Origin of the sequence: Mesorhizobium sp. M0938, from assembly GCF_040319125.1 — a bacterium.
GTDB classification, from domain to species: Bacteria; Pseudomonadota; Alphaproteobacteria; order Rhizobiales; family Rhizobiaceae; genus Mesorhizobium; species Mesorhizobium robiniae.
The window spans coordinates 69,841-90,492 of the sequence record NZ_JAMYNS010000021.1 but is presented as its reverse complement, the minus strand read 5'-3'; the positions used below and the strand labels follow the sequence as shown (position 1 = coordinate 90,492).

Sequence of the window (20,652 nt, the reverse complement as noted above, 5' to 3'; positions counted from 1 at the left end):
CCGCGCCTGGTCGAGTGTGTTAGCATTTTTTGTTGTTTTCTTGTTTTTGGTGCGCCGACCCCGGGGCGGCCCCCCCCCCCCCCCCCACCCCTGGAATACTCAGCCCTTGGCGACCAGATCGTCGACCTGGGTTTTCAGGGCGTCGAGCGACTCCTTGGCCGAGCCCGACTGGCCGGCGAAGTATTTGCCCAGCGCAACCGGGATCATGTCGCTCGAAAGTTCTGCCCATGCCGGCAGGTCGGGCTCGGATCCCATATAGTTGGCGATGGTGTCGCGCACGACCGGCAAATGGCGGGTCGTGCCGGCGCCGACACGCGCATTGGCCAGCACGCGCGGATCGTCATAGACGCTGGTGCGCGTTGGCCCCGTACCGCCGCCAAGGACGGTTATCAGCGCCTGGGTGTCGGCTGAGGTCGCCCACTGCATGAAGATCCAGGCAGCGTCCGGGCTCTTCGAGTATTTCGACACCGCGAGCGAAGAGCCGCCCTGGTGACCAACCCCCGGAATTTCGCCGAATCCGGTCTGCTCGACCGTGCGCAGCGTGGTGGCGGGCTTCGGCGGAACCATGGCTTCCATCAGACCGGAGACCTTGGACGCATTGGGATCGTCGAAGAACGGGAAGAATTCGCCCCATGACAGCATCGATGCGGCGACGCCCTGGCCGACCGACTGGCCCTCGCCATCCCATGTCCAGCCGTCGACGCCGGGAGGCATCGTCGCCTTGAGCTTGTCCCAATAGGCCATGGCGGCCAGGCCAGCTTCGTCATTGCCGGTGAATTTGCCGTCGGCGCCGAAAATCGAACCGCCATGGCCCCAAAGCCACGCGGTCCAATCGCATTCGAGGCTGTAATGGCCCGATTTCATCTGGCCGCTGGTGCCGTACATGTTCGGGCCCTTGGCGTCGGTGATCGCCGCAGACGCCTGCAGCAAATCCTCCAGCGTGGCGGGGGGCGGCAACTTGAGCTCGTCCCAGACGTCCTTTCGGTACTGCGTGATAAAGATCGGAATGTCGTAGGGCACGCCGACCATGCTGTCCTTGTACATGGCGATACCGTCGACGAGCGGCTTCAGGAAATCGTCGATATTGTAGTTCGGCATTGCCAGTTCGGTATTCTTGAGCTGCTCGCGCGGATCGAAGACGTCCTGGCTGAAGCTCGCCGCCCAGCTCTGGTCGATGTAATAGAGGTCGTAAGTGCCGAGGCTCGACGCCACGTCGAGCGTCAGCTTCTGCAGCACCTGCTCGAGCGGCAGCACTTCGATCTCGACCTTGATGCCGGTAGCCTCCTCGAAATACTGCTTGAGCTGCGTGGCGATGGCATTCGATGGCGGCGTCGATTCCGTAGCGAGGCGAAGGGTCGTTCCGGCAAAGGGCTTGCCGACATCCGAGAGCCATTTGGTGATTTCAGCACTGGGCTTGAGTTCCTGTTCCTGAGCCGATGCCTGGCTGATGCCGTAGAACGGACGTCGCCCCAATCCCATGCCGAGCGCGCCGGCGCCGAGGCCGAGAATGCTTGCTGCGCGAAGAAACGAGCGCCGGTCCATCTGTCCGCGAACGAAGCGGTCGGTGACAGAGGCAAGATGCGCCTTTCTGATGCTGTCTTTCATTGTCTACTCCTCCGGTTTAATTCGCGATTTTCACAAGGCTGCGAATTCGAGCCTCCCATCTATTGTTTCAACGATCCCATCGTGAGACCGCGCACGAGGTGCTTTTGAACCAACAGAATGAAGATGAAAGCGGGAATGATGGATGCGGCGCCAAGTGCGGCCATGTTGCCCCAGGCGGTGCCGATCGAGGTGACGAAGGTCGATGAGACGACAGGCACGGTCTTGAGCGACGTGGTGGTCAGGGTCAGCGCAAAGAGGAATTCGGTCCAGCTGAAGATGAAGCAGAGGACCGCCGTGGCGGCGATACCGCCCTTGGCCATCGGCAGCACGATCCGCCGGAAGATCATGAAGCGGCTGGCGCCGTCGACGATCGCGCTCTCGTCGATTTCGGAGGGGATGTCGTCGAAGAAGCTCTTCATCAGGAGGACGGCGAGCGGCAGGTTCATCAGCGCGTGGATCAGCACCATGCCGGTATAGGTGTCGATGAGCCCGAAATTCTTGTAGATGAAGAACATCGGAACCGCGACCGCGACGGGCGGCATCATGCGCGTCGACAACACCCATCCGACGAAACTGTGCCGGCCGCGGAAATTCATGCGCGACAGGGCATAGGCGGCGAGCGTGGCGATGGCGACGGCGAGCACGGTCGACAGCGTCGCGATGACAATCGAATCCCAGACGCGCGGCGCCATGTAGAAATTGCCGCCGCCCGGCGTCACGGTGATGCCGCCGCTGCCCAGCGAAATCCCGAACACCTTCTGGAAATTGTCGAAGGTCGGCGTGAAGGCGAACAGTTTCGGCGGCCGGTTGAAGATGTCGTTGCCGTGTTTGAACGCCACCGACGTCCAGTAGTAGATCGGAAAGAAAAAGATTGCGACCACAACCCAGGCGGCGATGGTGCGAAGCATGCGGGTGGAGAAAGAGCCGTTCATTCTACCATTTCACCTTCGCGATACGGATGAAGAGGTTGGCAATGACGAGGATGATCACGAGGGTGACGAGGCTGAGCGTGGCGCCATAGCCCCACTTTACGAAGCTGAACGTCTGCTGCCATGCATAGAGGGAAAGCGAATAGGTCGACGCTCCCGGCCCGCCTGATGTCATGACGAAGACGTAGTCGAAGACGCGGAAGAGATCGATGCCGCGGATCAGGACGGCGATCGCGATCACCTTAGACATCATCGGCAGGGTGATGCGCCGGAAAATCTGGAACGACGACGCGCCGTCGATCATCGCAGCCTCGTAAGGCTCCGGCGGCAGCGCCCTGAGGCCGGCAAGGAAGATGAGAACCATGAACGGCGTCCACTGCCAGATTTCGGCGACGAGAACGCCGGCAAGCGCTGTCGACGCCGTGGCGAGGATGGGGTTGTTGGGATTGAGCAGGCCAATGGACTGCAGGAGGTAACTGATCACCCCGAACTGGGGATCCTCCATCAGCAGATACATCATGCCGACAATGGCCGGCGGGATGACGAGCGTCATCGTCAGCACGCCGCGCAGAAATCCGAAACCGAAGCCGTCGCTGTCCAGGAGCAGCGCGATCGCCATGCCGAGCACAAGCTCAAACACCAGCGCGATGGCAAAATAGGTGAAGGTGATGACGAGCGATTGCCAGAACCGCGTGTCGTTCCAGAGCTGCGCCCAGTTTTCCGTTCCGACGAATTCGAGCGCCCGCCTGCGCGGGACGAACTCGTGGAAGCTCAGCCAGATGTTGTAGATCAGCGGGTAGACGGTGAAGACAAGCAGCATTGCCACCAGCGGCGCCAGCCATGGCAGCGGATGGTCCGAAATGACGAAACGTCTGGCTTGGGCAACCCGCACGCGTTCCTCCCGAACCGCTTCGTTTTGCGATGCACAAATGTTCATATCTTGTGCATTTGTTCAAATGCTATATCGTCACCATGTCCGTGGCAAGCACTTGTTGGCCGGCGACAGCGGCGTTCGGACGGGTGCGCCACCAGCATCGGAGGACCCTCATGACGTCGATCGGCCTCCTGGCACGGGTAGCCCATCAATATTTCGTGCTGGGCGAAACACAGCAGGCCATCGCCGAGCGGCTGCAGATCAACCGCACCAAGATCCACAGGCTGCTGGCCGAGGCGAAGGAGCGCGGCATCGTTTCGATCCGCATCAACGCCGGAACGTCCCAGGCGCTCGAAATGGAAGAACAGCTCAGGCGGAAATACCGGCTCGACATATGCAGCGTCACGCCTAATGACACCGGGTCCGAGCTCGGGCTCTCCGAAGTGATCGGCATCTATGCCGCGCAGACCGTCGAGACCCTGCTCAGGGACGACATGACGGTCGCCATGGCGTGGGGCCGAACCATGAGATGGCTCGCTTCCAACATCGAACCGGTGGCGCTCAGGAACGTCACCGTCGTACCGCTTCTCGGCTCTCTGTCGCGCCGGTCGTCGATCGACAAATACGACGCCGCTGCCGTCTTTGCCCAGCGCACTCAGGCCGAATCCTATTATCTGCCCGGACCCATCATCTGCGACAGCCGCGAAAGCCGCGAGACGATCCTGCAGCAACCGAGCGCACGCGAGGTTATCCAGAAGGCGCTGAACGCCGACCTTGCGCTGATGAGCGTCGGCGGGACTACCAGTTCGACGCTTCGCAGCGTCGGTTATATGACTGACGAGGAATTCGACGACGTCCTCAGGATGAAGCCGATCGGGAACTTTCTCGGCTATTTCTTCGACCGGAACGCCGAACTCATCGACCATCCCGTCAATGAACGCATCGTCGGGGTTTATCCTCTCGACACGCTGAACATTCCCAAACGCGTCCTTGTTTCTGGCGGAAAGAACAAGGTCGGCATCATGGCCAAGCTCCTGGAAAAGGGATTCTTCACCGGCCTCATCACCGACCAGGAGACGGGCAGCTCGCTTTGACATCCGCTGACCGGATTTGCGGTAGGTGCTGTGCGATGCCCCCTGTTGCATCGCGCCTGCTTTCATCTGAACGCAGACTGGCATCTGAGCGCAGACTGGCATCTGAAAGCAGACTGCCGGCAGATCTTTCCTAAGCCGTCCCTGGTTCGGTTCCATCGCCTGCAGAACATCCTTTTGCGTCTTTGCGGCCGCGCGCTTCGCGCTGGCCGGTCAGACCAACCCCGACCTCCGGTTTGCCAAGATCACGTCAGCAATCTCGACGAAGCCGCGACCACCCCGCGACCTCGTGACGAAAGCGGGTTCGGCATCGATCTGTCCCTGGAAATCCATCACGTTCGCGACCCCGAACGCGTTCGGAAAGAACCCGAACATCGGGGCGTCGTTCGGGCTGTCTCCGACGAATGCATAGGCCTGCCTTTCAGCATCGAGATCGGTTCCCAGCCTCTCGCTCGCAAAGCGGCGCGTCATCGACAGCTTGTCGTAGCGACCAAACCAGCCGTTTACATGGATCGACGAAATCTTGGCGACGGCGCCGGCCTGTTCGAAAATCTTCTTGATGCGCCTGGCATCGGACAGCGGCAGCGCCGGAACGTCTTCGCAAAAGTCGATGGCCAGATCGGCTTCGCGATATTGCTGGTCGGCGGATACGGCCGAGCCAGGCACTTCCTGGACGATGCGCTTTTCCAGTTCGATGAGCCGACGCCTGTTTTCCCGGCGTTCCTCAGCGCTCGCGGCGAAAACCCGGATCATCTTTCGCGTTGCGTGATCATAAGCGAAGTAGAAAGCGCCATTTTCGCCGACCACGCCGGTCACCGGCCAGAACCGGGCAATCATGTCGCACCAGCCTGCCGGTCTCCCGGTAATGGGAGCAACGACAAGGCCCGCCTCATGCAAGCGTTCGAGCGCACGGTAGGCATCGGCCGGAAGACGACCGTCGGTCGTCAAGGTGTCGTCGATATCGCAGAAGACGCCGCGAATGCGCGAGGCAGATTCGGGTCCGAATTCGGCGAGGTCACGCATCCGGTCAGGCTTCCCCGCGAGCAAAATCCTCAAGCATTCCTGCATCTGCAGCAATGTCGAGGAAGGAGAAGCGATTGCGCATCTCCCGGCAGTGAACGACGGCCTCGCGATAGAAATCGGCCGGCGTGCCCAGTTCAGCCGCTGAAATCGGCCCGCCGGTAGATTTCAGCAGCCCCAGCATTTCGTCGACAGGCATCATGAATTGCTTGAGCTCCTGCCTGAGCGTCGGCCAGAGCTCCTGCAGACGCTCGTTGAATGCGGCGGCGGCATTCTGGTCGAAGGCCTTTTTCTTCAGCTCGTCGAGACATTGTGCAGCGACAGCCGGCCCCATGCGGCGGACCATGTCGTCAGGATCGATCTTCGTCGCCTTCACCACCGGCGGCTTATCGCTTGCGAGCATTGCTTGCTGCAGCCGCGCCATGGTCAGTGAAGCGACACCGACCTGGGTACCGTGGAGCGTACCGGGGTGACGCTCGCCGGCGAAGCAGTCGATGTAGTGCGATATCTGATGCTCGCCCATGGAGCCGTGATTGGAGACGCCGGTGAAGGCAATGCCGAGGCCGCAGAGCGTCAGCACGCGGTAGAGATAGCCATTGGCCTCGATGTCGTGTTCGGGAAGCTTTGCCGCACGCTCGTTGAGCGCCGCCTCATCCTTCTCCTGGATGAGAAACGGCACTTGGTGGTAGGCGGTGCCAAGCAGGCGGTGCGACATCCACCAGTCGATCTGGGCGACCGAGCGGCAAAGGCAGTCACCGAACCCCGCCGCCGACAGATAGGTCGGGGCGGCAGCGGAGACGCCAAGATCGACAAAAAAACCTGATGGCGCGTGGGAAGGCAGCGATACTTTCAGGCCGCTTTCCAGTGTGATGGACGCCGTCGTCGATGTGTAGCCGTTCATCGAACCGGCTGTCCCGAACACGCAATAGCGCCGTTCGTTCCTTCCGGTGACGAACTTGCAGAGATCGTTGATCGTGCCGGAGCCGACCGCGACCACGGCTTCCGCATCGGCGAGTTTGACGGCCAGGCTTTCGACGTTGGCCATGTCGGCATGTGGGTGATCCAATATCACGACATCGACAGGACCGAGCGTCTTCAGCTCGCGCGCAACGCGTTCGCCAAGTGCATCATAGGTCGCGGCATCCGCAACGATCGTGAACCGCTCACCCAGCTCGAGCTCAGAAACGAGATCGGCTGCCCGCCCTTCGAGGCTTTCTTCGATGACAATCCGGTCATACGGCACCACCGCCTTTTTGCCGGTCTCCGGGTTGGTCCAGCGCCCGTCCAAAATGTCGTCGATTAATGTCGTCCAGGATCCGGCTGCCGGATTGGTCATGGCGTCCTCTTCTGGGGCAACTCACTGATCGAGACGCAGGCACGCTGCGTGATCGAACAATAGTCACCTATCACTGTCTTTTGTCAAGCTTCTGCCCGCAACGCTTGACTTCGTTCTGCAAACCTGCGGAAAAAGGCGCATGAATGCCAATGCCGACATCGACGCGGTCCGACCATCCGGGCTCTCGGTACTGCCGTCCGAATTCGATAGCGCGGTGGCGTGGGCGGCCTGGCTCTACTATGTCGACCAGCTTAACCAGAGCGATGTGGCGAAGGTCATGAACGTCTCCAGGGCGAGCGTGGTAAACTATCTGCAGGAGGCACGCGAAAGCGGACTTGTCGCCGTCCAGGTCGACCACGACGCTTTTGCCCGCACCTTGACCTCGCGGCGGCTCATGGAAAAATTCGGGCTTCGTGGCGCTGCGGTTATTCCCGACCTCGATCCCAACGATGCCGACCGCCGCATCGGCGAAGCGGCGGGACGGTTGCTCGCCTCCATGGTCGATCCGGGCGACACGATCGGCGTTGCCTGGGGAAAAACGGTGCTCTCTGCCGCCCGCTCGATCCCGCGACTGCGCCATGATCGGAACCTCACCGTCGTCCAGCTCTCGGGAAGCTCGATCGGCACCAGCGATTTCTCGCCGGAATTCTGCACCTCGCTGATGGCCAACCGGCTCGGCGCCCGCTGCATCAACCTGCTTGCTCCAGCGATCGTCTCCACCGAGGAACTGCACGACGAACTCATGCAGGAGCCGATGCTCGTCAACCAGTTCCGTATGATACGTGCTGCCGGCAAGGTCATCTTCGGGATCGGCGATATCGGGCCGGAGAGCACCTATGCCCGAGCCGGGATATCGGACGCCGCCGCACTTGCCGGCATGATCGAGCGGGGAGCGCTCGGGGTCATCATCGGCCGGTTCATCGACGCTCAGGGGGCCCCTTTCGCAACGCCGCTCGACGGGCGAACCGTCGGCATCACGCTCGACGAACTGAAGGAGGTTCCGATCCGCATCTGCGCCGCCGGTGGCGCCCGCAAGATGGGCGCGATCAGGGCTGGGCTCGACGGCGGATACGCGACACATTTTGTCACCGACATGGCCACCGCGAATTTTCTCTTGGAATAACCAGCACTCGGAATAACCGGCACTCGGCGGAATTCATCGCCTCGGGAGGACAAATATGGGCAGCAGCGACGGACCTCTTGTCGTCGGCCTCGACAGTTCGACGCAATCCTGCAAGGCGATTGCGTGGACCCGGGACGGGCGAGCCGTGGCGGAAGGCCGCGCGCCGCTCGATCTGATGAAACCGCGGCCCGACTATGTTGAGCAGGAGGTTGCCGACTGGTGGCGGGCCGCGACGGCGGCGCTGCGACAGCTTGTCGGCACGGTCGATGCGAAGCGCATCGCCGCTGTCGCGATCTCCAACCAGCGCGAGACCGTTGCCCTCATCGACGGCGCCGGCGAGCCGATCGGGCCCGCGAGCCTCTGGCTCGACGAACGTGCCGCCGGGCTGGTCGACCGTTTCGCGGCCGAGATCGGCCGTGAGCGGCTGCACGCAATCACCGGCAAGCCGATCGACGTGACGCCGGTCGTCTACCGCCTGAAATGGCTGCGCGAGAACGAACCGGAACGGTTGGACCAGGCGAGGAAAATCCTCGACGTGCACGGCTATCTGACGCTGAAACTGACGGGTACGCCGAGTGCGAGCTGGACGAGCGCCGATCCGTTCGGTCTCTTCGACATCTCGCGCAAGGCATGGTCGCAGCCGATCCTCGATCATCTCGGCATCAAGCTGTCACAACTTCCCAATGCGGTGCGGTCCGGCACCCGGGTCGGGGCCGTTCATGCTGCGGCGGCCGCCGCAACGGGTCTCGCCGAAGGAACGCCGGTGATTGCCGCCGGCGGCGACGGGCAATGCGCCGGGCTCGGCGTCAATGCCATGCGCGACGGCGTCGTCTATCTCAATCTCGGAACTGCGATCATCGCGGGAATCTGGTCGCGGGAACCGGTGGTCGGCGCCTTCTGGCGCACCATGACCTCGCCGACAGGCGATGGCTATTTCCTCGAGGCAGTGCAGCGGGCCGGTGTCTATTTCGTCAACTGGTTCGTCGACACGTTTGCCGGCGGACGCTCCGATCCGGCGATCTTCGACCGTCTGGAAAGGGAAGCGGCGGCCGTCCCGATCGGCTCGGACGGACTTCTCGCCGGATCCACCCTGGTCGGTTGCATGGACCCGCATTGGGATCCGAGCGCACGCGCGAGCTTCATCGGCATGCATCCGTCGCATACGCTCGGTCACTTTTATCGAGCAGGGCTCGAGGCGATGACGCTGCAAACAGCCCGGGCTCTCGAAGAGATGCGCAGCCATGGTCTTTCGCCCACGCAAATGGTGGCGATCGGCGGTGGCGCCAACAGTAAGCTTTGGACAAAGATGATCGCGGACGCAACCGGGATCTCGATCCACAAGGGTCACAATGCCGAAGCCTCCTCCCTCGGCGCAGCCATCAGCGCTGCGGTCGGCATCGGATGGTTCGAGAGTTTTGCCGAGGCCGCGGACGCCATGACGAGCATCGCCGAGACGATCGAACCGGACCCCAGCTGCCGCGAAGCGTGGGACACGCTGTCGGCCAGGCAGGCCAAGGTCTTCCCCGCGACCCAATTCGCCTGGCGGAATTGAGACCGGCCGGGATGCGATCGACAATGCACAAGTCGTCATGAAAATAGCGAGCTTGTGAAAAGCGTTGCCGCCCGCCTAAGCCTGCTTTAACCCGCCTACAGCCTGCTGATAGACATCAGGCTTGAAGCCAACCAGTATGCGGTCGCCGATCTCCAGCACCGGCCGCTTGATCATCGTCGGCTTGGTCAGCATCAGCGCCTTGGCTTTCTTCTCGTCGAGGCTCAGCTTGTCCTTGTCCGACAGTTCGCGAAACGTCGTGCTCGCCTTGTTGAGCAGGATTTCCCAGCCGACCTTGCCGGACCAGCCATCGAGCCGATCCGCCTCCAGGCCTTCGACCCTGTAGTCGTGAAACCGATAGGCGACATCATGGCTTTCCAGCCAGAGACGCGCCTTCTTGATCGTATCGCAATTGGTGATGCCGTACATTGTGATGGTCAAAATTTTACCTTCGGGCTGATCGCTTGTCGATTCCGACCGCACCCTAAAACCGCACGTCCCACTTTGCCAGCGGCACCGCCAGCATCTTCGAATTTTGCGCTTGCAAACACTAAGGGATTTTCCTAAGTATTTTCCGAACCAGCTTTGGCCATGATCAGAGGCGCGAGAACGACGTGACCGTTTCAACAAGCCCACAGACCGCAAGCATCCCGCCGATAGACGGCATCTTCCGCGCGCTTTCCGATCCGACGCGCTGCCGGGTTGTCGAGCGGCTGAACAGAAGCCCCGCCTCGGTCAGCGAGCTTGCGCAGCCATTCGACATGGCCCTGCCCTCCTTCATCGAGCACCTGAAGGTTTTGGAAGGTTGCGGGCTGGTGCACTCGCAAAAGACTGGCCGGATCAGGACCTACCAACTCGCGCCCGAGCCGCTGAAGCTCGCCGAAAACTGGCTGGCAGAGCAGCGTGCGCTGTGGGAGCGCCGCCTGGACCAGTTCGACGCCTACGTCATGACACTCAAGGAGAAAGATACATGAGCATAGTATTCAAACCGGACCCCAGACTGGACCTGGTTCTCGAACGCGTCGTCGACGCGCCACGAGAACTGCTCTGGACCGCCTACACCAAGCCCGAGCATGTCCGCCAATGGTTCACACCGAAGCCGTGGACCATCACGGATTGCGAGATCGATCTTCGGCCTGGCGGCCTATTCAGGACCCGCATGCAGTCTCCTGACGGCAAGGAGGTGAACGACCGCCATTGCTGCTATCTCGAGATCGTGCCGAACGAGCGGCTGGTATGGACCGATGCGCTGCTGCCTGGCTATCGGCCGTCGGGAGACCCATTCATCACAGCGGTCATATCATTGGAGCCGGAAGGCAAGGCGACACGCTACACCGCGACCGCCATCCACCGCGACGAAGCGACGCGGAATAACCACCAGGAGATGGGCTTTTTCGATGGCTGGGGCACCGTGGCCGACCAGCTTGCGCAATACGTCAAGACGATCTGACACCGCGTCTTCTCACATGGCGGCCAGGGCGTCGTCCTGGTCGCTCAATTGCCAGCGGCCATAGAGTTGATACCGGCCCTGCCCCAAGAAACTGTGGATGAGCACAAACTCCCGCACCGTCCAGCCGATCGGTTCGATGACCCGTTCGCCTAGCTTCGCGACACGCGTCCTGTCGCGCAGCAAGGTGACATGAGGTTCGAAGGAATTCGCCACGAAGGGCTTCAGCGGACTGTCGGAGAGCGTAGCGCCGAGGCTGCGCCAAAAGGTTTGCAGCGACGGGATGCCGTCGCTGCTGCGCAGCACTAGTGCGCCACCGCCGAAGGCCGACAGGCGATCGAAGGAAACATCGAAAGATGCCGCCTGAACGAGGCCGCCGGCGCGGCAAGCGGCTTCCACAAGCGACATTGGCAACCCGTCATGATCGCCGAGCCCAAACAGCGAGATATGCAACTGCTCTGCCGGAATGAGCTTGCCGCGCAGAACCAACTCACGCTGCCAACCAGCCGCCTTCAGCGCCAGCGGTGTAGCGATCGTGCTTTTCAAAAGAATGGCGAAAAACAGCCGATCGTGGCGCCGCTGGTCCGGCTCGTCCCAGCGGAAGAAAGTCTGGCCGTTCTTGCCGATTCCGAATGCAGGCAGCTCGTTCATGGCTGATCCCGTCCGGCATTTTATCCGTTGGGACAGACTAGAACAAAACGAGAACTATCTACAAGGGAAAATAGCAGCCGCACTCGATGGCGAGGCGGCGCACCAGCGCCAGCACATTGTCGACGGTGGGCGTCGGCTGGCCAGTCAGCCGGCCAAGCTCCTGGACCGCCGTCACCAGCGCATCGATCTCCATCGGTCGGCCGCGCTCCAGATCCTGCAGCATCGAGGTCTTGTGCTCACCGACGTCGCCGGCACCCTTGATGCGGCGGTCGACATTTATCGGAAAACGCACGCCGAGGCTTTCGCCGATCGCCTGCGCCTCCAGCATCATGGTGCGGGCAAGCGTGCGGGTTGCCTCGTCGGCAGCGATCGCCGCAAGCGTACTGCCGGTCAGCGCGGAAATCGGGTTGAAGGAGAGATTGCCCCAGAGCTTCACCCAGATTTCGCCGCGAATGTCGTCGCGAACCGGCACCTGCAGCCCCGCCGCAACCATTTCTTCGGCAAGCCGCGTAACACGCTCGCTCCTCTCGCCCGACGGCTCGCCAAGCGAGAAGCGTTTTCCTTCGATATGGCGGACCAGGCCGGGCGCATCCACCTCGGCAGCGGGATAGACGACCGAGCCGATGACGCGATCCGGCCCAAGCCGGTCCCAGATCACCCCACCGGGATCCACCGCTTGCAACCGCGTGCCTTCGAGCGCCCCGCCGATCTTGTGGAAATACCACCACGGCACGCCATTCTGCATGGTGACGACGGCCGTCCCCTCGCCCAGCAGCGGCGCGATCTGGTCGAGGGCTGGCGCGAGCGAATGGGCCTTGAGCGCCAGCACGACATAATCCTGGGCTCCTAATTCCTCCGCATGAGCGGCAGCCCTGACAGAGGCGACGGATTCATGACCGTCTTCGATCAGGCGAAGCCCGTTCGCCTTGATCGCGTCGAGATGCGCGCCGCGCGCCACGATCGACAGATCGACCCGGCCGGCCATGACAAGTTTGGCCGCGAGATAGCCGCCGATCGCGCCGGCGCCAAAAATGGTGATCCGCATCATTATCCCAGACCGGGTTTGGCCAGACCGAGTTTGGTCGCGAGACCGATGCGCTGCAGCTTGCCCGTCGCGCCCTTCGGGATTTCGTCCAGGATGAGGACAATGCGCGGCACCTTGAAATCGGCAAGCCGCATCGCGGCAAAGCTGCGGATGTCGCCTTCGGTGGCGGCCATGCCTTCGCGCAGCACGATCGCCGCCGCGACCTCCTCGCCGAGCTTGTCGTGTGGGGTGGCGAAGGTGACGACCTGCGCCACCGCCGGATGGTCCATCAGCACGTCGTCGACCTCAAGCGGCGAGATCTTCTCACCGCCGCGGTTGATGATCTCCTTGAGCCGGCCGGTGACGCGCAGATAGCCGTCTTCGTCGAGCACGCCCTGGTCGCCGGTGTGGAACCAGCCATGGGCGAAGGCGGCGGCATTGGCGTCCGGGTTCTTCTCGTAGCCCGCGGTGACATTGGGCCCGCGAATGACGATCTCACCGGTTTCACCAGGCTTCAGCAATTGCCCGTCCGGCGCCATCACCGCGACCTCCGGTCCGGCGGCGGCGCCGACGCTCCCCGGCTTGCGCAGGCCCGGCGGCAACCGGTTCGAGGCCATCTGATGCGCGGCCTCGGTCATGCCGTAGGATTCAATCACCGGGCAGCCAAAAGTCGCTTCGAGCTCGGCCATCACCTGCGCTGGCAACGAGGCCGAGGATGAGCGGATAAAACGCAGCGGCGCCGCCGCCAGTTGATCGGCATTGCGCGCGGCGCGCGGCAGGATCGCCTGATGCATGGTCGGCACCGCCGTGTACCAGCTCGGCCGCGCCTCGCCCAGCCAATGGAAGAAGCGCAGCGCGTTGAAGCCCGGCGTGCAGAAGACGCTGCCACCTGATGCAAGCGAGGACAGCACCGCCGCGATCAGCCCATGGATGTGGAACAGCGGCATGATGTTGAGGCAGCGATCGCCTGATGTCAGGCCGAGCGTGGCGCCAATATGGGCAGCCGAGGCGGCAAGATTGGCGTGGCTGAGCGGCACCAGCTTGGGGCGCGACGTGGTGCCGGAGGTGTGCAACAACAGCGCTATGTCGCCGTCCTCCGACAGACCGGACAAAACAGACTGACCGACCGGTTTGCCCTCGATCTCAAAGCTGCCGGCTGGCGCGTCACCTCGCGCGATCAGCCTGAGTACAGCTATGCCCAGACGCTCGGCGACGGCGACCGCCGGGCCGCTTTCGTCCTCGGCGACCAGGATTGCCTTGGCGCCGATATCGCTGAGATAAAAATCGAGCTCGTCGGCCCGGGAGGCGGGATTGAGCGGCGCCGTGGACGCCGCCGCGGCCACCGCTACAAAGGCCGTCGCCATCTCCGGGCCGTTTGGCAGCACGATGGCCACCCGGTCGCCACGGCCCAGGCCCAGCGCATTGAGCCGCGCAGCCGTTTCGGAGATCAGCCGGCGCAGTCCGCCATGGGTGAGCGTGGTTCTGTCCGGCGCCGAGATCGCCGGCGCACCGTCCGCTCCGGCGGCAAGCCGTTCAATGATCGACGCTTCAGACAACGCGAACCTCTAGGTCGCCGACGCCATCGATATGACCGCGAAGAACATCACCGCGAATGACCGCGCCGACGCCCGCTGGCGTGCCGGAAAGAATGATGTCCCCCGGCATCAACGTGAAAAGACCTGAGAGATAGCTGATCATTTCCGGAACTTTCCAAATCATCTGGTTGAGATCGCCGGTCTGTTTGCGCTCGCCATTGACGTCCAGCCAAATCGCGCCCTGGGTTGGGTGACCGATCGAGCTTGCCGGAACCAACGGCGTGCATGGCGCCGATGCCTCGAAGGCCTTGCCGACCTCCCATGGACGGCCCATGTCCTTCGCCTTACCTTGCAGGTCGCGCCGCGTCATGTCGAGACCTACGCCATAACCGAATACGCAGTCCAGAGCCCTTTCGACCGCGATATCCGTACCGCCGCTTTTCAGCGCAACGACCATTTCGATCTCGTGATGGACATCGTTGGAGGCCGGGGGATATGGAAATTCTCCGCTGACATTGAGGTTGTCGGGGTTCTTCTGGAAGAAGAACGGCGGCTCCTTGTTGGGGTCGTGTCCCATCTCGACGGCATGCGCGGCATAGTTCCGCCCGACGCAATAGACCCGGTGCACCGGAAACATCTTGTCGGTTCCCGCCACCGGAATGCCCGGGATTGCGGTCGGTTCGATGACGTAGCTTGAGGTCGTGCCGTGCATGTTCACTGTCTTGCTCCTGCATAGTATTCGACTTTGGCTTCGGCCCTTTCGATCAGTTCGGCGATCAGCAGGGCGAAGGCAAAAAGGATGATGGTCAAGGCCCAGAATTCGGCCATGCGGAAATTTCGCGAGAAGGTCTCGAACAGCGCGCCGTAGCCGACGATGGCGACGAGCAACTGACCGATGACGACGCCCTTGACGCCGCGGATGAGGCCGAGGCGGATGCCGGCAAGGATTTCCGGAAGCGCCGCCCACAGGATGATCTTGGTATAGAGCGCCGGGCGCGAGGCGCCATAGGAACGCGCCATTTCGATCAGCGACGGCGAGATATGGCGGACCCCGGCACGGGTGTCGAGAACGATGATCCAGATCGCAAACAGGAACACCGCCGCAACGATCGTCTTCTCGCCGAAGCCGAACAGGATCATCAGCACCGGGACGATGGCCGAGAGCGGTGCGCTTGAAAAGATGTTGACCCACATGCCGAGCAGATCGTCGGCGATCTTGACGCGTCCCATCAGGATGCCCAGAGGCACGCCGATGACGATCGACAGGGCCATGCCCATGGCGAAGGCGCAAAGGGTCGTGACCGTCGCGCTCTGCCAGGACGAGGTCTGCACGAGATTGAACGCTGCAGCCAGCACGTCGCTAAACGGCGGCAGCAGAAAGATAAGGTCCAGCCGGCCGACGACTTCCCATAAGACGCACCAGACGAGCAGGGACGCCATCATTGGTACACGATAGCCAAACAAGGTCATGGCCGGTCACTCCACATACTGCTTCAGCCCCTGCCAGATCTCGTCGACCGTATCGAGATAGTGCCTGTCGCGATGAATGCGCTCCGGGTCGCCGGAGCGGTCGATTGCCGGTTCGATGATCTGCGAAACCCGGCCGGGTCTCGGCGACAGCAACACGATGCGGTCGGAGATGTAGACCGCCTCCTCGATCGAATGCGTCACGAAGATGAAGGTCTTGTTCTGGTTGGTGCGCAGCCTGATCAGATCTTCCTGGAACTTGCGCCGGTTCTGCTCGTCGACCGCCGAAAACGGCTCATCGAGCAGCAGGACATCGGCGTCGACCGACAAGGCCCGCGCCAGGCCCACGCGCTGGCGCATGCCGCCCGACAGCTCGTGCGGATATTTGTCCTCGAAGCCGGCAAGACCCACCTCGGCGATGTAGCGGCGGGCGGTCTCCTCGCGCTCGGCCTTGTTGGTGCCGCGCAATTCCAGGCCGAAGGCCACGTTGCGCGTCACCGTCGCCCAAGGCATCAGCGCAAAATCCTGGAACACGAAAGCGCGTTCGGGGCCAGGTGCGCTGACGCGCTTGCCGTTGATCGCGACGGTGCCGCCGTCGGCCCGTATCAGCCCCGCTATGATCTTCAACAGCGTCGTCTTTCCGCAACCGCTGGGTCCGAGAAGGCTGGTCAGCTTGCCCCTGGGAAAGTCGAGATCGATGCCGCGCAAGGCTTCGACATTGCCGTAGGTCTTGGAAATTCCTCTCACTTCCACGATTGAATCGATCGGTGCGGGAACCGGCGACGGCCCATTTCGCAATGCGGTCGCGACCATCTTATGCACCTCTACTCTCGGGCCTGAAAACACGGAATTCCACCCACTGCAGAAAGACGAGCGTCAGGGTGGAAAGCGCGATGATCGAGGCAATTGTTGCGTACATCTCGGCGTAGTCTGCGCGCGAGCGGTGGAAGGTGATGAGGTCGCCGATGCCGGTCGGGGTGATCAGCAGTTCGGCGAGCACTACGCCGACGAACCCGGCAGCGACGCCGAGGCGCAAGCCGGCAAAAATCACCGGACTGGCGTCAGGAAGAATGATCTTGGCGATGGTCTGCCAACGTGTGCCCATGAACGATCGGCACATGACGAGCAGCGACTCGTTAACGTTGCGAACGGCCTTGTAGGTGTTGAGAACGATGACCGGCAGCGCCAGGATCATGACGGCGAGCGTTTTGGCGGTCATGCCGATGCCGTAGACGAAGGTGACCATCGGAATGAAGGCGGCGACGGGTGCAGCCTGAAGCACGATGAACACGGGAATCACCAGCCATTCGCCGGTGCGCCACAAGCCGCAGATCGTGCCGAGACCGACACCCAGGAACGCCGACAGGACAACACCGAGCACCAGCGGCTGCAGTGTCGAGAGGTAGGCGGTTGCCAGGCTGCCATCGGCGAGCAGTCCGAAAAAGGCGATGATCGTGTCGGAAAAAGTCGGGAAGGCGAAGCTGACGGGAATGCGCCCGGCCACCTCCCAAACCCCTGCGAACAGGGCGATCGACACGAGCCTGAGCAGGATCGGCTGGTCCCACGACGCGCCCGTTGCACTGCGGTTGGAAAGAGGAGCGAGGCTGGCAGCCTCGCCGTCGGTTCTGATGCTTACGGCCATCAGGCAGGCCGCCTATTTCTTGCCGAGCTTGGCGACAGCACGGTCGAGTGCGGAGACGTCCCAGAAGTCCTCGACCTTGAGGCCTGCGGGATCGCCTTCGATCTGCCCGGCAAGGCTGAAGAAGGCGAAGTCGTCGGCGGCCGCATCCGCTCCGCCGCCATTCAGCGCGAGGCTGCCGGCTTCCGCAGTTTCCTTGTAGTATTCGGTGATTTCGCCATCCGCTTCCGCGCCGAGATCCGGCAGCAATTTGTACTTGTTGCGGAGCTCGACCGCCACCGCCGGGTTCGCGGTGATTTCGCGCGCGGTCTTCATCAGTTCCTCGACCAGGATATCGACATCGGCGGCGTTGTTCTTCAGATAGTCTGCGGTCGCGAAAAGCGCTTCGTCCGAGGCGCCGAGATCCTCGACCGGCAAGACGATGAACTTGCCGGGAGCTTCGGCCTCAAGCGCGCGCCTGTTGGCGGCATCGACGATCGACGCCTTCAGCGTTCCCTGGAGCAGCGCATTGCGGCGAACCTCGGAACCCGGGACATAGCTGATGTTGCCGAGCTTGATGCCGTGGTTTTTCGCCATCAGCAGCATGACCGCCTCGGTGCCGGAACCGCGCGCCTGAACGGCGACTTCCTGCCCGTCGAGATCCTTCCATTCCTTGTAGAATTCGCTGTTGACGACAGGAAAGAAGCGCAGCGTCGATATCTGCGCAAAGATGCGGATCGGCACACCCACCTTCTGGATAAGAGTATAGGGCGCGCCGATGCCAACATCGGCCTGGCCGCCGACAATGGCCTGGGCCGCCAGATCCTCGTCATTGAGAACAATGAGCTCGACTTTCACGCCGCGTTCCTTGGCGCGCTCTATCGCGGCGAGTGTCTGGATGGATTCTATACCCGGAAGGTCGCCGAATGCGATGCGCATGTCACCTGCGTTTGCGGCCGACAGGGGCATTGCACATGCCAGGGTTGCGGCGAAAGCGGTGGCAAGGATGGTACGTCTGGTGATGCTGGCCATTGTCATTCCTCCCGTTTCTTGTAACCATTGCCTTGATTGGTTAAGGCTATGGAGCGAATTGGTCAAGGAGAAACTGCACCACCTCGGACGCGCTGGCCAAGAAAACTCGGCAGTTGACGGTTTACGCTAATCGTTTTAACACCGACAGAAGGGAAATCTTAGGCGAATTGGTTAAATTAATGGACGATCCCGGAAATGGCGGTCATGCCGCCCTGGTTCAGCTTCAGGCCTATCTTGCCCAGATGGACCATGCCGGTGAGACGCGGCTGCCTGCCGAGCGGGAGCTGTCCGAGAGCCTCGGCGTATCGCGCGGCGATCTGCGCAAGGCGCTGGCGGTGCTCGAGAAGGACGGCCGCATTTGGCGTCACGTCGGCAGGGGCACCTTCGTCGGCAGCGGGCCGGTCGAGGAGACGATCGGCATCTCGGAAATCGCCGGGCGCACAAATCCGGCCGACGTGATGCGCGCGCGCCTCATCATCGAGCCCGAGATTGCGCGCGAAGCGGCGCTGCACGCCACGCTTTCGGATATCGCCTCGATGCGGCAATCGCTGGTGCAGACGCGGGAAGCCGTCACATGGCGGCAATACGAGAATATCGACAATCTGCTCCATCGGCAGATTGCGCAGGCGAGCCGCAACAACGTACTGCTCGGCCTGTTCGACGTCCTGAACGCCGTGCGCCGAACCGTCGTCTGGGGGCGTCTTCGTTCAGAAGGGGCGCGCCCCCCGGCAGACCATCACAGCTTCGCCGACCATGAACGGATCGTCGAGGCGATCGCCGAGCGCGACCTCGGCGGCGCGGCGGCGGCGATGCGCCTGCATCTCCAGCAGGTCGAGCGGCGCTTGATCCCCGTACGCGAAGCCGCCGAATAGCCGAGCCGCGCCTCACTGGTTTTGAACGGACATCTCCGCCTCTCCGTTGGGACACATCGCATTCGATTGGGGTCCAGGGGCACAGACAGCGCCGGATAGCGGCGCCCGGCTCTAGGACGGGATAGACCTTTCGACGGAATTTGTTGAAAGTGCCGCGCCGCGCCGGCCAGGCCGGCGCGATCGAGCCGCACGGCCGGGAAAGACCGTCGCGGCAGGACGAGACATAGAGGAGTTTTGAACCATGACCAACCCGACGCACCTGCCCGCTGAGGGCCTTTTCATCGGCCGCGCCAGGGCCAGCGATGCATCGTACCCGCTGGTGGTCACTGTTCGCGACGGCACCATCTTCGACATCACATCGAGCATGGCACCAACCGTGCGCGACGTCTGCGAGATGCCGGATCCGGCAGGCTACGTCCACGCTGCCAGGGGCGAACCGATCGGGTCGCTTGACGCAATTGCCGCCAACAGTTTCCAGGCCGCGCGCGATCCGGAAAAACCATACCTGCTTTCTCCGGTCGACCTGCAGGCTATCAAGGCATCGGGCGTTACCTTTGTCGTCAGCCTGCTCGAACGGGTCATCGAGGAGCAGGCGCGCGGCTCGGCCGAGAAGGCGGACGCCATTCGCGCCGATATTGCGGGGCTGATCGGCCATGATCTGTCGAAGCTCAAGCCCGGCTCGCCCGAAGCGATGGAGATCAAGGCCAAGCTGATCCAGCGCGGCGCCTGGTCGCAATATCTGGAAGTGGGCATCGGCCCCGACGCCGAGATCTTCACCAAATGCCAGCCGATGGCCTCGGTCGGCTTCGGCGCCGATGTCGGCCTGCATCCGGTGTCGACATGGAACAACCCCGAACCCGAGATCGCGATGATCGCGGCCAGCAGCGGCAAGATCGTCGGCGCGACAATCGGCAACGACGTCAATCTGCGCGATGTCGAAGGGCGCTCGGCGCTGCTGCTCGGCAAGGCGAAGGACAATAATGCCTCAGCCTCGCTTGGACCATTCATCCGGCTGTTCGACGCGACATTTTCCATCGACGATGTAAAGCAGGCCATCGTGCGCCTGAAGGTCGAGGGCGAAGACGGATTTTCGCTGGAGGGCGCCAGCTCGATGGCCGAGATCAGCCGTTCGCCGGAGGAACTGGTCGCTGCCGCGATGGGGCCGCATCACCAATATCCCGACGGGCTGGCGCTTTATCTCGGCACCATGTTCGTGCCGTCGAAGGACCGTGGCGAAAAGGGCAAGGGTTTTACGCATAAAGTCGGCGACATCGTCACCATCTCATCGGAGAAATTCGGCGCGCTGGTCAACCGCGTGCGGCTGTCGCCGGACTGTCCGCATTGGACCTACGGCGCCAGCCATCTGATGCGCGACCTCGCCAAGGCCGACCTCATCTGAGACAGGACCATTAATCATCCAGTTGGCCAGCGAAACCAGCACCAATGCGGTCAAGAGCGGTCTAACCTATCGGTTCTGAA

Annotated in this window: 21 protein-coding genes; 7 read left to right on the top strand and 14 right to left on the bottom strand. The window is 62.3% G+C overall.

Going from position 1 to position 20,652, the window contains the following annotated elements:
- Positions 1-99 precede the first annotated feature (99 nt).
- The 3 genes from NKH73_RS28250 to NKH73_RS28240 are packed head-to-tail and all read right to left on the bottom strand — an operon-like array spanning position 100 to position 3,426.
- Positions 100-1,605, bottom strand: a complete 1,506-nt coding sequence (locus NKH73_RS28250) for an ABC transporter substrate-binding protein (protein WP_352937826.1) — start codon at positions 1,603-1,605, stop codon at positions 100-102.
- Positions 1,606-1,664: 59 nt separating this feature from the next.
- Positions 1,665-2,537 carry a carbohydrate ABC transporter permease gene (locus NKH73_RS28245; RefSeq protein WP_023799420.1) on the bottom strand — a complete coding sequence of 291 codons (873 nt, stop codon included), beginning with the start codon at positions 2,535-2,537 and terminating at the stop codon, positions 1,665-1,667.
- A gap of 1 nt (position 2,538) precedes the next feature.
- Positions 2,539-3,426, bottom strand: coding sequence for a carbohydrate ABC transporter permease (locus NKH73_RS28240; protein WP_352937823.1), 888 nt, complete (start codon positions 3,424-3,426; stop codon positions 2,539-2,541).
- A gap of 155 nt (positions 3,427-3,581) precedes the next feature.
- Between NKH73_RS28240 and NKH73_RS28235 the strand changes: the two genes are divergently transcribed.
- Entirely contained in the window at positions 3,582-4,502 is a 921-nt protein-coding gene (locus tag NKH73_RS28235) for a sugar-binding transcriptional regulator (RefSeq protein ID WP_352937821.1), read from the top strand.
- Between the two features lie 210 nt (positions 4,503-4,712).
- On the opposite strand, the gene NKH73_RS28230 is transcribed toward NKH73_RS28235, so the two are convergent.
- Positions 4,713-5,522 (bottom strand): HAD family hydrolase, encoded by an 810-nt coding sequence (locus tag NKH73_RS28230; protein WP_352937819.1) that lies wholly within the window; start codon positions 5,520-5,522, stop codon positions 4,713-4,715.
- A gap of 4 nt (positions 5,523-5,526) precedes the next feature.
- Positions 5,527-6,855, bottom strand: coding sequence for a sn-glycerol-1-phosphate dehydrogenase (locus NKH73_RS28225; protein WP_352937817.1), 1,329 nt, complete (start codon positions 6,853-6,855; stop codon positions 5,527-5,529).
- Positions 6,856-6,994: 139 nt separating this feature from the next.
- Here NKH73_RS28225 and NKH73_RS28220 point away from each other — a divergent pair, with 139 nt between their 5' ends.
- Positions 6,995-7,978, top strand: coding sequence for a sugar-binding transcriptional regulator (locus NKH73_RS28220; RefSeq protein ID WP_352937815.1), 984 nt, complete (start codon positions 6,995-6,997; stop codon positions 7,976-7,978).
- Between the two features lie 55 nt (positions 7,979-8,033).
- Positions 8,034-9,530: a xylulokinase gene (locus tag NKH73_RS28215; RefSeq protein ID WP_352937813.1), complete on the top strand. Its 1,497-nt coding sequence runs from the start codon at positions 8,034-8,036 to the stop codon at positions 9,528-9,530.
- Positions 9,531-9,605: 75 nt separating this feature from the next.
- On the opposite strand, the gene NKH73_RS28210 is transcribed toward NKH73_RS28215, so the two are convergent.
- Entirely contained in the window at positions 9,606-9,968 is a 363-nt protein-coding gene (locus tag NKH73_RS28210) for an ArsC family reductase (protein WP_352937811.1), read from the bottom strand.
- Between the two features lie 173 nt (positions 9,969-10,141).
- Between NKH73_RS28210 and NKH73_RS28205 the strand changes: the two genes are divergently transcribed.
- The gene (locus NKH73_RS28205) at positions 10,142-10,501 is read left to right on the top strand and encodes an ArsR/SmtB family transcription factor (RefSeq protein ID WP_352937809.1); all 360 of its coding nucleotides are present in this window, start codon (positions 10,142-10,144) and stop codon (positions 10,499-10,501) included.
- Entirely contained in the window at positions 10,498-10,977 is a 480-nt protein-coding gene (locus NKH73_RS28200; protein WP_352937807.1) for an SRPBCC family protein, read from the top strand. The genes NKH73_RS28205 and NKH73_RS28200 overlap by 4 nt, the downstream gene beginning before the upstream one ends.
- A 12-nt stretch (positions 10,978-10,989) precedes the next feature.
- On the opposite strand, the gene NKH73_RS28195 is transcribed toward NKH73_RS28200, so the two are convergent.
- From NKH73_RS28195 to NKH73_RS28160, 8 genes are read right to left on the bottom strand one after another with little or no spacing between them, the layout of a single operon-like run.
- Entirely contained in the window at positions 10,990-11,625 is a 636-nt protein-coding gene (locus NKH73_RS28195) for a 2'-5' RNA ligase family protein (protein ID WP_352937805.1), read from the bottom strand.
- A gap of 58 nt (positions 11,626-11,683) precedes the next feature.
- Positions 11,684-12,670: a 2-dehydropantoate 2-reductase gene (locus NKH73_RS28190; RefSeq protein WP_352937803.1), complete on the bottom strand. Its 987-nt coding sequence runs from the start codon at positions 12,668-12,670 to the stop codon at positions 11,684-11,686.
- A gap of 2 nt (positions 12,671-12,672) precedes the next feature.
- On the bottom strand, positions 12,673-14,205 hold the full coding sequence (locus NKH73_RS28185) for an acyl--CoA ligase (RefSeq protein WP_352937801.1): 1,533 nt from the start codon (positions 14,203-14,205) through the stop codon (positions 12,673-12,675).
- Positions 14,198-14,896: a fumarylacetoacetate hydrolase family protein gene (locus NKH73_RS28180; RefSeq protein ID WP_352937832.1), complete on the bottom strand. Its 699-nt coding sequence runs from the start codon at positions 14,894-14,896 to the stop codon at positions 14,198-14,200. The genes NKH73_RS28185 and NKH73_RS28180 overlap by 8 nt, the downstream gene beginning before the upstream one ends.
- 2 nt (positions 14,897-14,898) lie before the next feature.
- Positions 14,899-15,654: an ABC transporter permease gene (locus NKH73_RS28175; RefSeq protein ID WP_352937799.1), complete on the bottom strand. Its 756-nt coding sequence runs from the start codon at positions 15,652-15,654 to the stop codon at positions 14,899-14,901.
- Between the two features lie 6 nt (positions 15,655-15,660).
- Positions 15,661-16,464: an ABC transporter ATP-binding protein gene (locus NKH73_RS28170; protein ID WP_352937797.1), complete on the bottom strand. Its 804-nt coding sequence runs from the start codon at positions 16,462-16,464 to the stop codon at positions 15,661-15,663.
- A gap of 1 nt (position 16,465) precedes the next feature.
- Positions 16,466-17,293, bottom strand: a complete 828-nt coding sequence (locus NKH73_RS28165; RefSeq protein WP_352937796.1) for an ABC transporter permease — start codon at positions 17,291-17,293, stop codon at positions 16,466-16,468.
- A gap of 12 nt (positions 17,294-17,305) precedes the next feature.
- Entirely contained in the window at positions 17,306-18,301 is a 996-nt protein-coding gene (locus NKH73_RS28160; protein ID WP_352937794.1) for an ABC transporter substrate-binding protein, read from the bottom strand.
- 179 nt (positions 18,302-18,480) lie between these two features.
- Here NKH73_RS28160 and NKH73_RS28155 point away from each other — a divergent pair, with 179 nt between their 5' ends.
- Complete coding sequence (locus NKH73_RS28155; protein ID WP_065010097.1) at positions 18,481-19,173, top strand: FadR/GntR family transcriptional regulator; 693 nt, start codon at positions 18,481-18,483, stop codon at positions 19,171-19,173.
- A 241-nt stretch (positions 19,174-19,414) separates the two neighbouring features.
- Positions 19,415-20,572: a fumarylacetoacetate hydrolase family protein gene (locus tag NKH73_RS28150; RefSeq protein WP_352937793.1), complete on the top strand. Its 1,158-nt coding sequence runs from the start codon at positions 19,415-19,417 to the stop codon at positions 20,570-20,572.
- The last annotated feature ends 80 nt before the right edge of the window (positions 20,573-20,652 follow it).